The organism is uncultured Parabacteroides sp., assembly GCF_905196875.1.
Classification (GTDB): domain Bacteria; phylum Bacteroidota; class Bacteroidia; order Bacteroidales; family Tannerellaceae; genus Parabacteroides.
This window is the reverse complement of sequence record NZ_CAJJWO010000058.1, coordinates 13960-32020: the sequence shown is the minus strand read 5'-3', so window position 1 is coordinate 32020 and position 18061 is coordinate 13960. Positions and strand designations below refer to the sequence as shown.

The window sequence follows — 18061 nt, the reverse complement described above, 5'->3', positions numbered from 1 at the left end:
AGCTGGTTAGAGCGCATGATTCATAATCATGAGGTCCCCGGTTCAATCCCGGGTCTCGCTACAAAATAAAAGGTTTACAAGAAATTGTAAGCCTTTTTTTGTTTCTCTACAATGACTTACTATACATTAATTATAGACTCTGCTAATCTCTCTTGATTCAAAATAGATTTTTTTATAAAAACAGTGCAAAAAGTTTGGTGTAACAATTTTTTTTATACCTTTGTCATATACAAATAGTACAATGTTTGTTTAATATAATATGGAATTGTATGATTAAGTTTTTATTAGATTACTCCAGCGGCGTACCGGTCTATCGTCAGATTATCGATCAGATTATATTTGGCATAGCATCCGGGCAACTAAAATTAGGTGAGCAACTTCCTACGGTCAGGGCGCTAGCCGTAGAGTTGAAGGTGAATCTGAACACGGTATCGAAGGCATACAAGGAATTGGAAATCAAAAACATATTGGAAACCCAACAGGGCACAGGAACGTTTATCAATAAAACGGAGAATGTAATATTGGAAAAGGAGAGGGAAGATAAGCTGAAAGAAATTTGTATACAGTTTTCTTCTGTGGCCTTCAGTTATGGTTTTACTCTTAGTGAAATCATGCGGGAATTGAAAAATATTGAAACCTCTAAAAAATAATACTTATGACAACAAATGTGATCAACAAGGGATGGTTTAATCCTATTTCTCTTTCTGTATTGCTGGTACTGATTTTTTTATCAGTCGTTTTGTATAGTTTGCATATTGTGAATATGCCGGTTTTGTTGTTCTTGATTCTCATTTCCAGTTTGTTGGCTCTTTCAATCCGTGTGGCCGACCAATGGGAACGGGCAGTGGTGTTACGTATGGGTAAATTTAAGGGTTTAAAAGGTCCTGGCCCATTTATGATTATTCCTATTCTTGATAGTGTATCTGCTTATATTGATCAACGGGTACGGGTAAGTGCTTTTAAAGCAGAACAAACCCTGACGAAAGATACAGTACCTGTCAACGTGGATGCTGTTGTGTATTGGACGGTTTGGGATGTGGAGAAAGCGGCTTTGGAAGTACAGGAGTATCAAAAGGCCATTGAGCACATAGCCCAGACAGGGTTAAGGGATACAATCGGTAAACATGAACTGTCCACTCTTTTGCAGGAACGTGATAAAATTGCTGAAGATCTACAACATGTTTTAGATAGAAATACAAATCCCTGGGGAATTACCTGTCAAACTGTTGGTATTAACGATATCGCTATACCTCAAGATCTTGCCGATGCCATGAGTAAGGAAGCCCAGGCTGAACGTGAAAGAAGAGCCCGTGTCATTCTGGGAACGGCGGAAACCGAGATTGCCGAGAAGTTTGAGTTGGCCAGTAAAAAGTATACTGATAATCCTGTTGCATTACACCTCAGAGGTATGAATATGCTGTTCGAGGGTTTGAAAGAGAAAGGTTCTATGATTATAGTACCAAGTTCGGCTTTGGATACAATGAATTTGGGAGCTATGGGAGGATTAGCATCACTGGCTAAGAATAGCGAAGTCTAATGAACTTTTAAGATAGGTTTCCCGGGAAGGACTGAAGAATCAGTATCAGGTGTTGTTGTCGGCTCTGAAGAATATTTTGAACATGGTATGCCCGTACTCTGTTGTCAGGCTAAATTTGCATTGATGGTTGGTCAGAACTTCCCTGACGAACATCAGACCGATCCCTTGTCCGGATGATTTGGTCGTGAAGAAAGGAGTGAAGAGTTTTTGCCTGGTTTCTTCAGTCATACCGGGGCCGTTGTCTTCTATGATAATAGATAAAGGGGAGTGATGTGTGTAGATCTGTATCTTACCGTTTTTCCCGATTGCTTCATAAGCGTTTTTGATAATATTGACCAGTACCTGTTCGAACTGGATGCCGTCTACTTGAACGTATTGGTCTTCCTCTGTCAGCGATAAAGTCAATTCGATATTCCTTTGTTGACATTCGGCGCTCGTTAATGCATAAACGGAACGAGCCTGCTCATTCAGGGAAATGGGAGAGAGGGTAGGTTCGGGGATGCGAATTACCTGCGATAGCTTGCTGATAAAGCTGGCCAGATTTCCACAACGGTCGAAGGAAGCCTCGACTGCCGGCAAAACATATTCCCATTTACTGTTCTCATCCTGTTTAAAAATGTCCGTTACGACATTTAAAGTGGAACTGATTGCCCCGACCGAATTGTTTACTTCGTGAGACATCATGCGGATGATACGTTCATACGACTCTTTTTCCACTTTGAGCAACTCCTGGGTGATCTCTTCAATCAGAATAAAAGGATGATTGAATCCCTGATCGATGAAAGACGAACGGATACAGTGAAACACGGTGTTTACCGTGCTGCGGATCATCACATCGTCTCCTTGCTTTAACTCAGCCAGGGCCGGAGCCAGTTCGAAGGTCGATTCCTGGAAAGTTTTCCCTTTTATTTCAGAAATATCCCCGATATTCAGTAATTTTAGTCCGGAAGGATTGATGTCGGTGATCTGTTTGTCAAAATTCAGGATGATGATACCTTGCGGCGAAGCATGGATAAGCAAGTCGAGAAACTGGTTCTTCTCCCGCACTTCAATCCGCTCGGAACGTAATTGCGTGATCATCCGGTTGAATACATCGATCAACTCGTTGGCATCCTTGTTTTGTACCGGACGCAGTTTGGTTGAAAAATCCTGTTCTTTCAATAGTTGCATCCCGCTGAGCAGGATATGATAGGGCTTGATGAGTTTTTGATAGATAAAAAGAGAAAGCAGGATGGAAAATACCGCTATGCATTGTATCACCCAGAAAGGTATCGGTTCATCGCGGAAAAAGAAGAAGCCTATACCGGTCGATATGCATGCGATAAGCACGATGATTATTCGAAGTATCCATCTTGATTTCATGCCGTGGTTTTATTCGGGAAGTTTTATATTGTATTTTTCCATCCGGCGATATAAAGTTTGCCGGCTTAGTCCCAATGCCGTCGCTATCTTCGAATGGTTGCTGCCATACAGCTCGACCGCCTTTTGAATCATGTTTTTCTCTACATTTTCGAGCGACTGGATCGAGTTGTTGTCCGGTATCTGATTTACCGGGACTTCGATATATTGCTTTTTTAAATCCTGGTCAGTGATAATACGCTTTCCGGAGATCAGGGTCGTACGGTCTATCAGATTTTTCAGTTCCCGGATATTCCCGTGATAAGGTAATTTCTTCAGGTAGCCAAATGCTTCAGCCGATAGTTCTACGCGATCCATATTATTGAGTTCCGCCTGTTTCTCCACAAAATGTTCCACCAGTAGAGGTATATCGTCGATACGTTCCCGTAGGGCTGGCATCCGGATAGTGATCAGATTGATCCTGTAAAACAGGTCTTCCCGAAAGGCTCCCTGGGCGACCATACCGGTGAGGTTTTTGTTAGTCGCACTGATCACGCGTGTGTCGACCTGCTTTTGTTTGCTGTCGCCAAGCGGTTCGAATGTCTGGTCTTGCAAGACTCTCAGCAGCTTTACCTGGCAAACCATATCCAACTCACCGATCTCATCCAGGAATATAGTGCCCTTATCCGCCATCTCGAAACGTCCGATCCGGTCGTGGCGGGCATCCGTAAACGCTCCCTGCTTGTGTCCAAACATTTCACTTTCGAATAACGACTGGGAAATGCCGCCCAGGTTGACTTTAACAAACGGTTTTTTGTTCCGGTCGCTGTTTTCATGGATAGCTTCTGCTATGAGTTCTTTCCCGGTTCCGCTTTCGCCGGTGATCAATACAGAGGCATTTGTCCGGGCAATCCTTGAAACAGTGTTTAATACCTGTAATAACAAGGGGGATTTCCCAATGATCTTCTCATAATGACCTGTGTCCGTAGTGAGATCAGCTGCCGTTTTTATCTCTTTTTCGCTACTCTCATTCAGCGCGATAGCAGTCTTTATATTATTCAGTAAAGTCAGATTACTCCAGGGTTTTGTGATAAAATCGAATGCGCCGGCCCGTATGCCCTGCACTGCCAGGTTAATGGAACCCCAGGCGGTGATAAGGATTACAGGAACAGCCGGACAAAAGATCCGGACTTTTGCCAGAAGCTCCAGTCCTTCCTCACCGGTCGTTGTATTCGAATAATTCATATCCATCAGGATTAATTGCGGGCATGTACGGCGTACAAAGTCTATTGCTTCCTGCTGGTTAGAAGCTGTCGCTATTTCATATCCGGCACGCCTGAGTACAAGTGCGAGGGAGGTTTGGACAGTAATATCATCATCACAAATAAGTATCATAGAATTATCTCTTAATGATCTGTGTATTTATATTAATGTAGTAAAGTTACTAAATTTATTCATCCCGTAATGCCTCTGCCGGAGGAATCTTTGCTGCCTGCCGGGCCGGATACCATGCGGCGACCAACGATATAATAGCCAGTAAACCGAATGTCAGAGCATAGTTAATGAATTCCTGTTCACTCCCGATTCCGCCCTGTACCCTGTTGGATATCGGTATGTCCAACGTCTCCAACAGTACTGTTTGGCCTATATTGACGCATATATTGACTCCAACTATACTTGCAATAAATAAAATCAGGATGGTTTCCATGAATATCATTGTCTTTACTCCGTTTCGGGTAGCTCCCAACGCCAGCCTCAGGCCGATTTCGCTGCGGCGGGTCTGCGTGCGGTACCAAAATGTACCGATAATCCCCAGGAATATATTAATGAATAGGAAAGTGGTGATTGCGTATACCCCCTTCAGTGAGTTTAATGTCTCTGTCCAGGTCTTCTTTATGTCTTTATGGGAGATGACGGACGCCAGAAAATAAGGATCGAGTGCCAATTGATCTCTCATTTGCCGCTTAAATTCTTCTCCAAAGTTTTTACTGACATCCGGACTTACCCGCATGTAAATTTGTAATTCCGACAGGTCGAAGTCTTTTTTCTCCAGCGGGAAAAGCATGCTGCTGGAATAAGTTTCGAAATAGCCGTCTTTCATTTTGTCCGCTGTTCCTATTACGGTATAAACGGTACTGTCTTTATCCGTTGAAGTCAGTTTTTTTACTTCATTCAGGGGAAAAGCCGCTTCCGGATAGGAACCGAAATATCCATTCCTGTCGGGAGTAATTATGACCTCTTTTGAACCGGGCGTTCCCCATCCTTGCAACCCTTTTGCCGGTTTGTTGATTTTGAATACATCGAAAAAGCCGTCCGAAATCCATCGCATCCGCAGGCTTACCATGTTTGTATCAGTATCGATATAATAGCTGCTTATATAATTCCAACCGGCAAAAGGAGCCGCATATTTCGAGAAACTGACGCTTTCCACGCCCGGATACTGTTTTACCCGGTTCAGGAAGGTCATTGCAAGTGCTTCCTTGTCAGGTGTTTCTTCCGTTATTTTCTTGCCCATATCGATCTGGTAGATATTTTCTACATTGAAGCCTGTCGGTTCGAGATAAGATTTCCCCATATAGTACAGATAGTCGATGCAGAACCAAAGAACACAAAACACCAGTATGTATTCCAGCGTGATCCAGCCGTTTGTTTTGCGTTCGTTCCAGATAATTTTAAATAAGTGACGTATCATAATTATTTGTCATTTTGATTGAGTGAATTAATAATCTTCATCCGCGAAGCTTTGTACGCCGGAATTCCTGCAGAAAGTAGGTTGATAACCAGGCAGACGGCAAACACAGCCAGCAAAACAGGGATAGAGATAAGGGTACTTACCGGTATCATGCTGCCTTCAGGAACATCCAATAGCCAGTCGCGCATCTGAAAGACAACCAGATACGACAATATCAGCCCGATAATACCTCCAAGTACCGAAGTGATCAGATTTTCAAAAAGAACCTGTATCAGGATCGTATATTTCTTCGCTCCGAAAGCTTTCCGTATGCCGATCTCTTCCGTTCGTTTTTTTATGCGCGAAAGACTTAGTCCGGAAAGATTGATGGCCGGTATCAGGAGCAGGATCAATAGGATGAAAATTAATTTCCTATTTTGAATAGTCATGTTCTCGGCTATTTCCTGGACAGTATTTCCCCTGATATTCATCTGGTAGGCTTTGTTGGTTAACGGGCCTTGCAGATAAAGTATCCAGGGAGCACGTTCAGTAGCATATTTTTTTTCCATGGTTCTTACCTCTTCTATTATAGCCGGGATATCCTTTGTGTTTTCAGCAAGTATGATTATTTCAAAATGCATATTCTCTTTTTGGAGCGATGTATACGGAATCCATAAATCGCCGAAAGCATGCTTGAATACCGGCGATACATCTTTTACGATGCCTATGATGCGGTAAGGCTTGAAGTTGATTAAAATGGTTTGTCCCATGGCTGTCTCTCCTTTGAATACTTTTCTTGCAGTCGTTTCCGTTATAACGGCAACAGGTATTCCCGATTCGAATTCTTCCTGGCTGAATGGTTTTCCCTGTATGAATGAGAAAGAAAATATTTTCCAGTAAACCGCGTCGGAAGCCCTGAGATGCATATTTGTGATATCATTGGAACCTTCTTTGCAGACCAATGTAGCCGGGACATCGGTACTTATGTTGGTGACACCGGATACATACTGAGGCGTTTTCAGCGGATAAAGATAATCCTTAAGAATATTATAGGGTGGAGTACCCGATTGCCAACTGCCCTTGGTCGTATCTCTTTGAACCTGGTAATTCACATATAATGTACGATCCCTGTTTATTTCCGGCGAAACACTTATGTTTTGTATCTCATCGGCGACAATGATGGACATAATCATCATAATAGCCAGGGCGGTCCCCAAGATTGCAATGATGCTGATAAATTTATTTTGTTTCAGCATCAGCCATGCCTGTTTGAAATATAGTTTATACATGATAATTCTCTTTTGTGGTTTATTCAACCCGTCTTCCGTCGAAGAAGCGGACGATTCGTTGGGTAGATTCGGCAATATGTTCGTCGTGGGTAACCATTACAATGGTAGTACCTTCTTCGTTAAGCCGGAATAGAAGTTCCATAATTTCTGCCCCCATTTTGCTGTCCAGGTTTCCGGTCGGTTCATCCGCCAAGATAATTTTGGGGTCACTCGCAATTGCCCTGGCCAGTGCCACACGTTGGCATTGACCTCCCGACAGCTGAGTAGGGTAGTGTTTCATGCGGTGCGACAAGCCGACTTTTTCCAGCACGTTAACCGCTATTTCCCTGCGATATTTCGCGTTCGATTTTCTATAGAGCAAAGGAAGCTCCACATTATCGAGTACATTCAGTGAATTTATCAAATGAAAGCTTTGAAAAACGAATCCCAACATTTTATTTCTGAACTCTGCCATTCGGTTGTCTTTCATCGTTGTTGTTTCGATGTTGTCGATAAAGACCTGTCCCTGGTCTGGCAAGTCCAGTAATCCCATCAGATTAAGTAACGTACTTTTCCCACATCCCGATGGCCCCATTATCGAAAGAAACTCTCCTGCTTTTACATTCAGATTTACATTTTCGAGAGCGATAGTTTCCACTTCCGTGGTACGATACACTCTGGTGATACCTTTTACTTGAATTATATCCATACAATTATCTGTTTTTTTCTGCATATACCCGAGCAATAGATATGCCAAACTTTTTTCTTATTGAAAATGAAAGGGAGTGTGATGTCGGAGGTGTCCGTATTCGGACAAATCTGTCCATTATATAAGTAAAAAGCCCGCTCTTTCAATGGTCTATATTTCTATAGATATGAAAGATAGGGCCTTTAATAATTATGTAACCTCACGGTTATGTTAATTAGGTTTGCTTGTAAAGTTTTAAGGATACCTTTACAAACAGAGTATAGGGTAAAATTTCACAAATTGTATTGTGCTATTTCTTTATGCTGCAAAATTAAGTGATTGTCTGCAATTAATCATCGATTTTTATATCATATGATGCGGGTATTTCTATTAAATGAAGAAAAGCTGTTTTTCTCTCAGAGGCAGAAATAGATGATATTTTCACCATGGTTGTATTCGTTTCATAATGGGTGGCATACGTATCAGCTCTGATTTAATGCGGGTTTCAGCGATATTATTACATTATTTAGTGGTGGTTTTTGTATCAAAAAGAGTGGTAATGCTATCACGGAGAATCGCGTATTTACAAAAAAATGGCGCACACGCGGAACAATCCGGATGTGCGCCTATGCATATAAAAAATTGAGGGTCGAATTTATTCTACAACAACGCGCTGAATAACGGTTCCCCATGAAGAAACGATAATATCGCAACTTTTTTTAGAAACGTCAAAAGTGGCACAAACTTGTTCTCCTTCGTTTACAGACACGTTTTCGTTATTTTTCAGATTTTCGCCGAAAAAAATCAGTTCGTTGTTCTTGTAAAGTTCTACGCTAATATTAGAGGCTGGTAAAATAGGTGTAGTTTCAGCAACTAAAACACCCTTTTCATTTAATGTAGCGGGAATGATATATTCCACATCATTACCTGTTAATTCGCCATTATAATTGATAGAACTTTTTGTTTTCTTTACTTTATAGAAGAAAGAACCTTCTTTGGAATCGTATACTTTCAGAATACCTTTTGTTGTCAGTGATAAAGAAGCAACTTTACGGCTGATTTTTAAAGGCTGTGCTGTGGTAGCTTTTGTATTGTTACGTTTCAGTGTAACCTGTCCGTAGAATAAATCTTCCGGGAAGTTATTAACTACGCCATTGTTTTGTTTGAGGCTGATTTGCAGATCAGAGATAATATTGGCTTCACTCATGTAGCTGATCTCTGCATTACTGGAGGAAAGTCCGCTCCAAGCTACAACGGTGATCTTGTCTGAACCCGGGCAGTCGATCTGTACGGGCTTAGCCTGCAACGGATAAGTTTCATCGACAACGATCTGTTTGTAGAAATCGTTATTTTGGTCGAATACATATAAAGTCGTGCTTTTAACATCACCTCTGGATGTGATATCTTCATTTTCAGAATAAGCTTTCAGAATAACAGAAAAAGGAGCTTCTGCTACAATGGGTTCTCCTGTGTAGTCTGTAACGTTGTCGCTATCAGCAGAACAACTAGCCAGAGCAGCTAACAGACACATTGTCCAAATTGACAATAAACTATTTGTAAAAATTCTACCCTTTTTCATGACTTCTGATTTTTTATATGCTTAATAATTTTTCGGAGAGACTGTCGGAAAAAAGACCCTCATCTTTTGTTTCCCCCTCTCTGATGTTGCAAATATAGAGCAAGAAATAATAGGTTGTATCTGATATGTAGTGAAAGAAAGTTAAAAGCATCAAAATAGTTGCTGAAAGTATCAAAATGCAGGTAAAGCTATCTTTATAGATGGTGAAAGTATCACTATGGAAGAGGTGTTTCTCTCTGTCTTTGGTAAAAGAGTGTAGTTGTATGTTGGTTGTGATATTCATTTTTTAAGATGAAAAAAAACGGCGCACATGCAGAACAATCCGGATGTGCGCCTAATGCATATATTTAAATAAATTGAGGTCGAATGAATAATTGAGCTTGTCGGGTTCTAGGCTCTTCTATATATCTTTGCGATATATGAATATCCTTTTATAAAGTTTTCTTTGGAATATAAATGATGAAGTTGTTGTAAATCTGCGTTTTGCTGTTTGTTTATCAGCGAAGAACTTCGTAAGAATAAGTACAAACAATTTGTGAAAATTTTACCCTAATCATTATTCCCTTCATCTTTTTTATATGCCAAATTACCCTATACACTCTTGTTTCTAAATTACCCTACACTCTTGTGTGTCAAATTACCCTATACCCAAGAGATTGTTGAAACAAGGCCCTCACCTCTGTTTCGCTCTTTGATGTTGCAAATATAGAGTATGTATTTATAATATGTATCAAATATATAGTAAAATAAAGTTAAATGAATCATAATAGGAGGGATTGGTGTCAAAATAGGTGCTAAAAGTGTCTTGAATGGCGGTTTTTCTCTCACTTAAGTTTCGGAAGAAGTTGCGGTCGTGTCGGGAAATACACCGTTTCTTTCATGATTGTATTTGTATCATTGATGGGGTGTGAAACTATCATCCGGTCGTAAAGCGGATGTCTTTTTGTTTTTTCTGTATAACTTTCTCCGATTGCTTGTAAATCAATGCAGATGCGCCAATTAAAGTTAAAACTATCAGTCTTTTTGTTTTGGTTTTTAACAAATTAAATTCATCTCACTTGTTGTTTTTTAGGGGCTGTGTGGATTTGGTACTTTGTTAACTGTCTGGTAATCAAATGTGATGGTGCTGTTTGAGTCTCTTTTTTTATCTTTAAGGAGTGGTCGGGGTGATGTTTTAATTGTTAAAAGAACTGTTGATTATCATCTTCTTCATAGGTAAAATAGAGACTCTGAAATATCTCGGGTTTCAAAATTTATTACCATCTTTGCCCATAGATAAGTTGGTATATAAATGCGTATAATAATAATGTATGAAGAAGCTCATGTGTAAAAAGAATGTGTTGCTGTCATTCGGCTTTCTGTCTGTTATGCAGTCTGCTTATGCGGCTGATGGCGCAGAAGGAGGATCGGGGTTAGTCCTGATGATAGTTATCGGTGTTTTGTTGTGTTCGTTGGTGAGTTATTTTCTCATTTCGAAAAAACAGCAGAAGTCTTTATCTGATTTGGCGGAGAAGCTGAATAAAGAGAAAGAAGAACTCGCATCAAAGAACCGTTTACTCGAAGATGCAGAGAACGATCGTGGAAGAGAAAAGGAAGAACTTCAGGGTAAAGTGGCTGAGCAGGAAGCGCTCCTTTCTACCCTGAGTAGTAACAAGAAAGAGCTGGAGCAGATCCTGATTCAAAAGATCAAGGAAAATGAAGAGATCCAGCGTGGCATCGGGGATAAGCTTGCCGAGGCCGACCGTAAGATAAGGGAAGCAGAACAACTTCATGACAGCTTCTTTATCGACACCATCCATGAAATGCGTACTCCTCTTTCGCTGGTACTTGGTTCGCTCGCTCTGGTGGTGCAGAACAAAGATCCTGAAAACGATATGTCGACTCAGTTGCTTTCGGCTTATCGTAATACGCTGGCCATGCAAGACCTTGCCGATCAGCTGATCGGTACACAACGCACCAACGATGTGTCGAGCTACCTGCGTGTGGCACGCTACGATATGGTGGAAGTTGCCCGTCAGTCGTGCGACCTCTTTGTCGACTGGGTAGCTATGAATAATGTAAAATTCCGCGTCAACACACAAACAAATGTGCTTTGGGTTTGGTTCGACCGTCGCAAACTGGAGTTCGCTCTCCGTATGCTGCTCTCGAATGCTTTCAAAAATACATTTTCTTATGGAAAAGTAATATTCAATATCTCCGTTGTCCGTAAGGATGGCAAAGCTTTCTGTTCGCTGGCCATCAAAGACGAAGGACTCGATGAAGAAAAGAGTGCACGCCGCGGTCTGAAGCAGGTGGAAGATATGGCCTCCGATATCGGCGGTAGCTATGAGAGCGAGTCTGATAGCAACGGCACTGTCTATACATTATTAATACCGCTCGGCAAACAACACCTGCTCGATCGTCGTGTGGAGTTTGTTGAACCCGAAGCCGACCTCGTTAAACTGACCGAGAAACAGAAAGAAGAAATAGCCGAAGTGATCCAGGTCGTTCCCGAACAGAAGGGCGGCAACAAGAAAATCCTTGTGATAGACGACAGCGACCAGATCCGCTGGTTCCTGAAGCATGTATTTAATAAGGAATATAATATACTCGAAGCTCGCAACGGACAGGAAGGAGTAGAGGTGGCTCTCGAAGAAATGCCCGACCTGGTGCTTTGCGATGTCATGATGCCGGTAAAAGACGGGTTCGATGTGTGTCGCGAACTGAAGAATGATCCGCGCACTGCCCAGTTGCCTATCGTGATGCTCACCGCCAAGGTGGAGAGCGAAGACGTGATAACCGGTATTGAGGCCGGTGCCGACGACTATATCACCAAGCCTTTCGATGTTGAGATCCTGCAAAGCAAGATTAGCAGCCTGATGAAGAAACGCGACGAAATGCGCCATTACTTCACCGCCAACGCTGCTGACAGCAGCGAAAAGGAAGGCGATAGCCTTCCTTCAAATCCTTTTATGGATGCTGTTATCAAGAATATCGAAAAGCACCTCGACGATTCCACTTTCGAAGCGAAGGTATTGGCCGACTCGCTCAATATGAGCCTGCCTACCCTTTACCGTAAGATTAAGCAATACTCCGACCTGAGTATCCTCGAGCTTACCCGTAATATCCGTCTTAAGAAAGCCGCGCAGCTTATCCTGACTCAGCAACACTCTATCCAGGAGGTGTCGGAGCTGGTTGGATTTAACGATACTGCCACTTTCCGCAAACGTTTCACCGAACAATATGGAGTGACGCCATCGCAATATGGTCAGCCTTAGTGGGTAAACGTATCGGCTACTGATAAAAAAGGGACGCGGCTGAAATTCTTTTTTCAGCCGCGTTTTTTTTTCTTCTTTTTTTTCTTCTTTTTTTCCAGGCGAACACCTCGGAAAATATCAAATTCAGGTGTGAAAAGTTCAAAATTACGTAAAAAACGATGGTTAGAGTTTTACCGATTATTATTGATAGAATTGCCTCCAACGCGTTTTGAGAAACTCCCCTACATTTGCATTGTCGATGAGATGAAAGAACTGAACTTCAAAAGACTAACAAAGTAAGTTCTGATATTCTTCCCGATGATTTTTAGTAATATATGAATGTAATTAAGTATAGGGATTTAAACATCCGATTTTATTAACTTTTTAAATATTTTTTAATTATGAAACTTAGAAATTTAATGTATGCGACTATGATCGCATGTGCCTTCGCTTCTTGCTCAAAAGACGAAGATGGTGTAGATGTTGGTGGTGGTAATGGGGAAGCTAATGCTACACTGGAGGTGCAATTAGTTGGGCCTACAACAAAAGCTATGCCGGCTCAAGGTGTGGATGCTGAGATTAAAAACTTAGCGCTGGTTGTTTTTAACGCAGGTGTAGTAGAAACAGTAGGTACTGCTGATGGAGAGGCTGGAGCTGGAAAAGCTGTTAAAACAGGAGGTATTAAGCCGGGTAATAAAGAAATTATAGTCTTAGCGAATGTTGGAAAGGGTGGTATAACTGATGGTATGTCAAAAGCTGATGTGTTAGCTTTGACTCGTACTATTGAAAACGAAACTGCAGCAAACGGTTTTTCAATGAATAGTGCTGTTATTCCTGTAACTGTTGCTGCAAGTGGCACAACTTATGTTGGTTATGACGATGGTGAAGGTAAAGCAGAACAAGCATCTTATCAAAGAGTGGGTGCTCCTGTTAAATTGTATCGTAATGTTGCTCGTATTCATATGAATACAGTGGTGAAAGGCGCAGTTAATGCTACTCAATATCCAAGTGCTGCAATCAATATTACTAAAGTGTTTGTATTGCATGGTCATAATAAAACAACATTGGTTGGTAGCAATGGAGCTGAATGGGGTGCAACGGATTGGAGTGTGGCAAAAGCTAACACTGCTCCTGCAAACTATGTAAATGGTGCAGCAAATGAAACTTATGCAAAATGGGTTAAATATATGGTAGATGGTAGCTTTACTAAAGTTTATCAGTACATAACTACTCCGACTTTATATACTCCGATTGCTGATGGTGACTATGAAAGAGTAATTGCCAATAAGGAAGCTATTGCATCAGGTGATGTTGCTCCTTTCTATACATATGAAAATACAGAAGCTAATCAGACTGATGATAACTTCAATACTCTTTTAGTTGTTCAGGCAGACTTCTCTTATACAGGTTTGGATAAAAATGGAAATTCAACAACGATTACAGAAGCAGGACGTTTCTATCCGATTGCAGTAGGTTATGGTTCTATTTTAGCTGAACTTACTGCTGATTACAATGGTTTGCGTGGTGCGGCAGCAGGTGCTGCTCCTGTTGTAAGCGGTGTACTTCGTAACTTAAAATATGTAGTTAATCTGACAATCACAGGTCCTGGATATGAAACTCCATTCGGTCCTAAGCCTGATGGTGGTAATCCTGGTGGTGAAGGTGGTGATACATTTATGGATGCTAAGGTAAGAGTTGTAGACTTTGGTACAGTAACTCAGGAAGAAACTGTAGAATAATATTCTAACCAATCAGAAAATTCGAAATACAAAAGCCCCCGATATCGGGGGCTTTTTTTATGCGCTCCGGTGAAGAATAATAACATGTAAGCTGTCATTTTGACAGAAATAGGGCGGGTGTTTAAATTCTGTCGGTAGGAATACGGAAGATATGTGACTTGTTGGTCTTTAATATCTCCATTTGTTTCACCTATTTCATGGTAGTGAAACAAGTGTTTCATATAGGAGAAACACTTGTTTCTTCCTGAAGAAACATCTGTTTCATTATGGTGAAACACCGGCCTTCCCGATAGAAAGCAGGAGGAACGACAGGATGTCATCTTTTATGGATGCCTGAACCCTTCGGATGAAGCCGGATCGAAGAAGATTGTTTTTTTCTATGTCCTTTGATCTTTAATGGCTTTTTGGTGTATTCTGCTGAAATAATGTTATCTTTGCGGAATAATGATTATACATGTGCAAAACTATCAATATAAGAGTTGATAGCTTTGTCTATTAATATAGAGAGTAGCACCTATATGAGCATGAGATTGAACATCATACCTTTGTGAAGCAGAATACGAAAAGAACAAAAATTCAAATACACCTATGAAACTAAAGTATTATTTTATTTCGCTATTGGCGGCATGCGTGCTTCTTTCATGCTCCAAAGATGATGGTGACGGCGGTGAAACCCCGGTCACACCTACTGAAACAACTTTGTCTATACTCGTTAATCCTTCTACAAAGGCGGAGGTTGATCCGCAGGATAAGATATCTGATCTTACTGTTCTTCTTTTTATTGGCGATGAGTTATATAAAAAAGAAACGAAGACAGGTGATAATGTGCAGGAAATTACGGATATACCAGTGAAACCGGGTAATATGAAAGCGCTTTTACTTGCTAACGTCAGTAAATATAGCAGCAGCTATAATGTGGGTATGTCCTATGGCGAAGCTATGAAAGTTACTGCAAATTTGGATAATGAAGTTCCCGGTAAGCTATCAATGAGTAGTGATGTGATGGATATTACGATCACGGCCAGCAAAAAGAATACTCTCGGATATGGTGCTGGCTCTATCCAGGGTTACTCGAATCCTATTAAGCTTTACCGCAATGTTGCACGTATACAGCTTTCTACATTGATACTGGATATGGATAATAACGACTTCGGTACACCTGTTAGTTTCGATTTGAAAAAAGTGTATGTGGCAAACGTAAAGAGTAAATCTTATTTGGCTTCAGAAGATAAGACAACCGGGTCTGTTTCTGCTCCGGACTGGGGGGCAGTGGAATTTACTACTCCTACAGAAACACCAGAAGAATTTTGGTGGTTAGGTTATTATGATGCTCAGGCTGTCACTGCCGGAGAATCTTCCCTTATTATGAAAGGTGCAACAAAAAACTTTTTGTGTTATGAGTTCAAAGAGGAGAATAATTGGGCTTCTCTGGGATTTCCTTATTATGACGCAGGCGCAACTGCATTGGGAAAAGTTGTCTTGAAAGAAGGAGATGCATCACTAAATAATGACAAAGGAAAATCAGCTATCGGTAACTATTTCTATGTTTACGAAAGTAAGGATGCATTGGCCAGCGCTCCAACTGTGCTTATCATTCAAGGGGATTATACATATATTTCAAATAACACAGGAAAACAAGAAACAGCCGAAGGAGTCTATTATACAATCGTAGTGAACGACGGAACGAATCCTACCTCAGGTGTGGCTGTTCATAAGGGTGTTAAGCGTAATGTAAAATATGAATTGTCTATCACTGTGAAAGGTCCCGGTTCTCCCGGTCCCGATCCATCGAAAAGAGCTTATGTCGGTGCTGTTGTTACAGTGAAAGAGTGGGAGAAGGTGGGGCTTGTAGACAATGTCGATTAACTTTTCAGCTACTAAACGAATAGGGTAATAATAAAAATATAGATTATTATGAAGCATATATCATTTGTAAAACAAAACTATCTTCTTCTGCTCGGTGTGATGGGGATCCTGACTACCGGATGCATCAAGGAAGAACTGGATGCTTGTAAAAACAACAAGTTAACCTTGAAAGTGGAAAATGCAGGAGGACAGGACATCACTCCCCTCGGGGATGTGCGTGATGCCTCACTCTACTTTTTTGATGAAGAACTTAATTTCCTCGAAAAAAGAAACCTCGATCTCGATTTTATCACTTCGCGGCAGGAAATCGAACTGAAGAACTATCCTTCGGATCGCAAACTGCACATCGTTGCATGGGGTAATCTGGGCGACGAAAAGAACCAGACCGTGACGGATGCCAAGACGATTGAAGACCTAAAGCTCATGCTGAAAAGCGATAACGGCGTGGTAAGCCAGACCCCCGACAGCCTTTTCTATGGTAAAAAAGATGTCACCACCATGGATGGTGGTGTGGCAGGACTCGACACCGTTGTGGTGCGCCTCAAGGTAGGAACCTTCACCATCAAAACGGAAGGACTCGAAAATGCACAACGCGTATACGGACTGAAAAGTTCCGGCGAATATAACTTCGGTATGACCAATACGCTCGACACTTACGACTACACCGGAACACAGACCGGAAGTATCATCTCTTACAAGCCCGACAGTGAAGCCGATCCGCGCGAAACAAAGGAATGGAGCACGACCGGGCAGATGGATAAAGTGGCTACCGGCAAACGGTTGTACGGCGGTCGGCAGAATGCTTTTTCGGGTGAGAAGCTGTCGGTATCTATCGACTACAACGGACAGACTCTCGGAACTGTGTCTGAAGCCGAAAATACACAGACCGGAGAAATGGAACCGATCAATATCGTAAACTCTCAGCGTACAGATATCATTCTGGTATTCAAGAAAGACGGTTCGCTTTCGGCAAAGATCAGAGTAACCCCCTGGGGTGTTGTAGATGATGATATTATATTATGATAAATACGATGAAGATTATGAAGATAAAAAATATATTACTCGGCGGATTGATGATTGCGGCAGCCTTGAGCAGTTGCTCGAAAGACTCCGATGGCGATTCACCGAATAACAAGACAGGAGATGCAAGGCTGACTATCAGCTTGCAGGCTTCGGGAGCCGGAACAAAAGCCGACAATGAAGAACTGTCGGGCGAGGCAAATATCAATAATGTGTCTGTCTTGCAGTTCAACGAAAGCGGTTCGACTTTGCAGATAGAGCCTTACTTTACTGAAGTGTCGGGAAACGGCTCGATTACTTTGCCGGATATCCCTGCCAGTTCGGGGATGGCAAAGATCGTGATCGTGACCAATACCGTTGGCAATCCTTTTGCCAACGTGACATCCTACAGCCAGATGCAGGCATTGCTTGCACAGCTGGCCGACCAGAAAAGAGACAACCTGACCATGAGCAGCGAGGTGATCTCGACGGTAAAGCCGCTGGTGGCAGGCGATAATTATCTGGGATACAGCTCGGTGTCTAAAGAGGAAAACATCAATAATATCAATACGCCGCTGGAAGTGACCCGTCTGGCTGCCCGTCTCGACCTGAACGGTATCTATACCGACTTCAGCGCCAGTGTGCTCGAAGGTCGCACTGTAAGGGTGGAAGAGGTATCGGTTATCAATACAAAGACGAGTTCACATTTCTTTAGCGAAGGCTATTGGGGCGTGGTAATGGACAATACGAAAAACTACGGTCAGATAGCACCTGTTACACTCAACAGGGATATATATGATGGTAATCCCATAACAGGTGTAATACTTCGTGGTTATGTGTTGGAAAACGACGGGAAGGATCTGCCGACTCAATTGCGCGTAAGAGCAACTTTGCTGGCAAATGATCAGTATCTGGCTGAAACGAAAACGTTCACAGCCACGGTCAATCTGAGCGGTGTGCTGATACAGGGTGTGGCTCATAAATATGTTAAGCGTAACCACGTGTATCGTCTGACACTTACTTTTGGTAAAAACAGCTTCGATCCGATACTGAATCCGATGGCAGAACTCGACGTTAAGGTCGAAGTAGTGGCCTGGGGACCGGTTACTCAGGATGTGGAGATAGAGTAACATAATCATA

At 41.9% G+C, this 18061-nt stretch carries 13 protein-coding genes; 7 read left to right on the top strand and 6 right to left on the bottom strand.

Going from position 1 to position 18061, the window contains the following annotated elements:
• The first annotated feature begins 269 nt into the window (after positions 1-269).
• Together QZ076_RS16550 and QZ076_RS16545 are read left to right on the top strand one after the other, a co-directional pair.
• On the top strand, positions 270-650 hold the full coding sequence (locus tag QZ076_RS16550) for a GntR family transcriptional regulator (RefSeq protein ID WP_293714868.1): 381 nt from the start codon (positions 270-272) through the stop codon (positions 648-650).
• A 5-nt stretch (positions 651-655) separates the two neighbouring features.
• Positions 656-1537, top strand: coding sequence for a slipin family protein (locus tag QZ076_RS16545; protein WP_293714866.1), 882 nt, complete (start codon positions 656-658; stop codon positions 1535-1537).
• A 45-nt stretch (positions 1538-1582) separates the two neighbouring features.
• On the opposite strand, the gene QZ076_RS16540 is transcribed toward QZ076_RS16545, so the two are convergent.
• The 6 genes from QZ076_RS16540 to QZ076_RS16515 all read right to left on the bottom strand — a co-directional run bounded on the left by QZ076_RS16540 (position 1583) and on the right by QZ076_RS16515 (position 9081).
• Positions 1583-2899: an ATP-binding protein gene (locus QZ076_RS16540; protein ID WP_293714864.1), complete on the bottom strand. Its 1317-nt coding sequence runs from the start codon at positions 2897-2899 to the stop codon at positions 1583-1585.
• A 9-nt stretch (positions 2900-2908) separates the two neighbouring features.
• A complete protein-coding gene (locus tag QZ076_RS16535; RefSeq protein ID WP_293714862.1) occupies positions 2909-4270 on the bottom strand; it encodes a sigma-54 dependent transcriptional regulator in 1362 nt (453 codons plus the stop codon).
• A gap of 55 nt (positions 4271-4325) precedes the next feature.
• Positions 4326-5567: an FtsX-like permease family protein gene (locus QZ076_RS16530; protein WP_293714860.1), complete on the bottom strand. Its 1242-nt coding sequence runs from the start codon at positions 5565-5567 to the stop codon at positions 4326-4328.
• Between the two features lie 2 nt (positions 5568-5569).
• Positions 5570-6835 (bottom strand): ABC transporter permease, encoded by a 1266-nt coding sequence (locus QZ076_RS16525; protein WP_293714858.1) that lies wholly within the window; start codon positions 6833-6835, stop codon positions 5570-5572.
• Positions 6836-6854: 19 nt separating this feature from the next.
• Positions 6855-7517, bottom strand: a complete 663-nt coding sequence (locus QZ076_RS16520; protein ID WP_293714870.1) for an ABC transporter ATP-binding protein — start codon at positions 7515-7517, stop codon at positions 6855-6857.
• A gap of 640 nt (positions 7518-8157) precedes the next feature.
• Positions 8158-9081, bottom strand: coding sequence for a FimB/Mfa2 family fimbrial subunit (locus tag QZ076_RS16515; RefSeq protein WP_293714856.1), 924 nt, complete (start codon positions 9079-9081; stop codon positions 8158-8160).
• A gap of 1310 nt (positions 9082-10391) precedes the next feature.
• Between QZ076_RS16515 and QZ076_RS16510 the strand changes: the two genes are divergently transcribed.
• The 5 genes from QZ076_RS16510 to QZ076_RS16490 all read left to right on the top strand — a co-directional run bounded on the left by QZ076_RS16510 (position 10392) and on the right by QZ076_RS16490 (position 18051).
• Entirely contained in the window at positions 10392-12338 is a 1947-nt protein-coding gene (locus tag QZ076_RS16510; RefSeq protein ID WP_293714855.1) for a response regulator, read from the top strand.
• A 380-nt stretch (positions 12339-12718) separates the two neighbouring features.
• Positions 12719-14056, top strand: a complete 1338-nt coding sequence (locus tag QZ076_RS16505) for a fimbrial protein (protein WP_293714854.1) — start codon at positions 12719-12721, stop codon at positions 14054-14056.
• 588 nt (positions 14057-14644) lie between these two features.
• A complete protein-coding gene (locus QZ076_RS16500; protein ID WP_293714852.1) occupies positions 14645-15922 on the top strand; it encodes a fimbrial protein in 1278 nt (425 codons plus the stop codon).
• 48 nt (positions 15923-15970) lie between these two features.
• Entirely contained in the window at positions 15971-16945 is a 975-nt protein-coding gene (locus QZ076_RS16495; RefSeq protein ID WP_293714850.1) for a FimB/Mfa2 family fimbrial subunit, read from the top strand.
• 17 nt (positions 16946-16962) lie between these two features.
• Positions 16963-18051: a fimbrial protein gene (locus QZ076_RS16490; RefSeq protein WP_293714849.1), complete on the top strand. Its 1089-nt coding sequence runs from the start codon at positions 16963-16965 to the stop codon at positions 18049-18051.
• Positions 18052-18061: the final 10 nt, after the last annotated feature.

Coding starts and splice junctions, on each gene's coding strand:
- QZ076_RS16550 (WP_293714868.1), top strand. CDS start 270: ATGATTAAGTTTTTATTAGATTACTCCAGCGGCGTACCGGTCTATCGT.
- QZ076_RS16545 (WP_293714866.1), top strand. CDS start 656: ATGACAACAAATGTGATCAACAAGGGATGGTTTAATCCTATTTCTCTT.
- QZ076_RS16540 (WP_293714864.1), bottom strand. CDS start 2,899: ATGAAATCAAGATGGATACTTCGAATAATCATCGTGCTTATCGCATGC.
- QZ076_RS16535 (WP_293714862.1), bottom strand. CDS start 4,270: ATGATACTTATTTGTGATGATGATATTACTGTCCAAACCTCCCTCGCA.
- QZ076_RS16530 (WP_293714860.1), bottom strand. CDS start 5,567: ATGATACGTCACTTATTTAAAATTATCTGGAACGAACGCAAAACAAAC.
- QZ076_RS16525 (WP_293714858.1), bottom strand. CDS start 6,835: ATGTATAAACTATATTTCAAACAGGCATGGCTGATGCTGAAACAAAAT.
- QZ076_RS16515 (WP_293714856.1), bottom strand. CDS start 9,081: ATGAAAAAGGGTAGAATTTTTACAAATAGTTTATTGTCAATTTGGACA.
- QZ076_RS16510 (WP_293714855.1), top strand. CDS start 10,392: ATGAAGAAGCTCATGTGTAAAAAGAATGTGTTGCTGTCATTCGGCTTT.
- QZ076_RS16505 (WP_293714854.1), top strand. CDS start 12,719: ATGAAACTTAGAAATTTAATGTATGCGACTATGATCGCATGTGCCTTC.
- QZ076_RS16500 (WP_293714852.1), top strand. CDS start 14,645: ATGAAACTAAAGTATTATTTTATTTCGCTATTGGCGGCATGCGTGCTT.
- QZ076_RS16495 (WP_293714850.1), top strand. CDS start 15,971: ATGAAGCATATATCATTTGTAAAACAAAACTATCTTCTTCTGCTCGGT.
- QZ076_RS16490 (WP_293714849.1), top strand. CDS start 16,963: ATGAAGATAAAAAATATATTACTCGGCGGATTGATGATTGCGGCAGCC.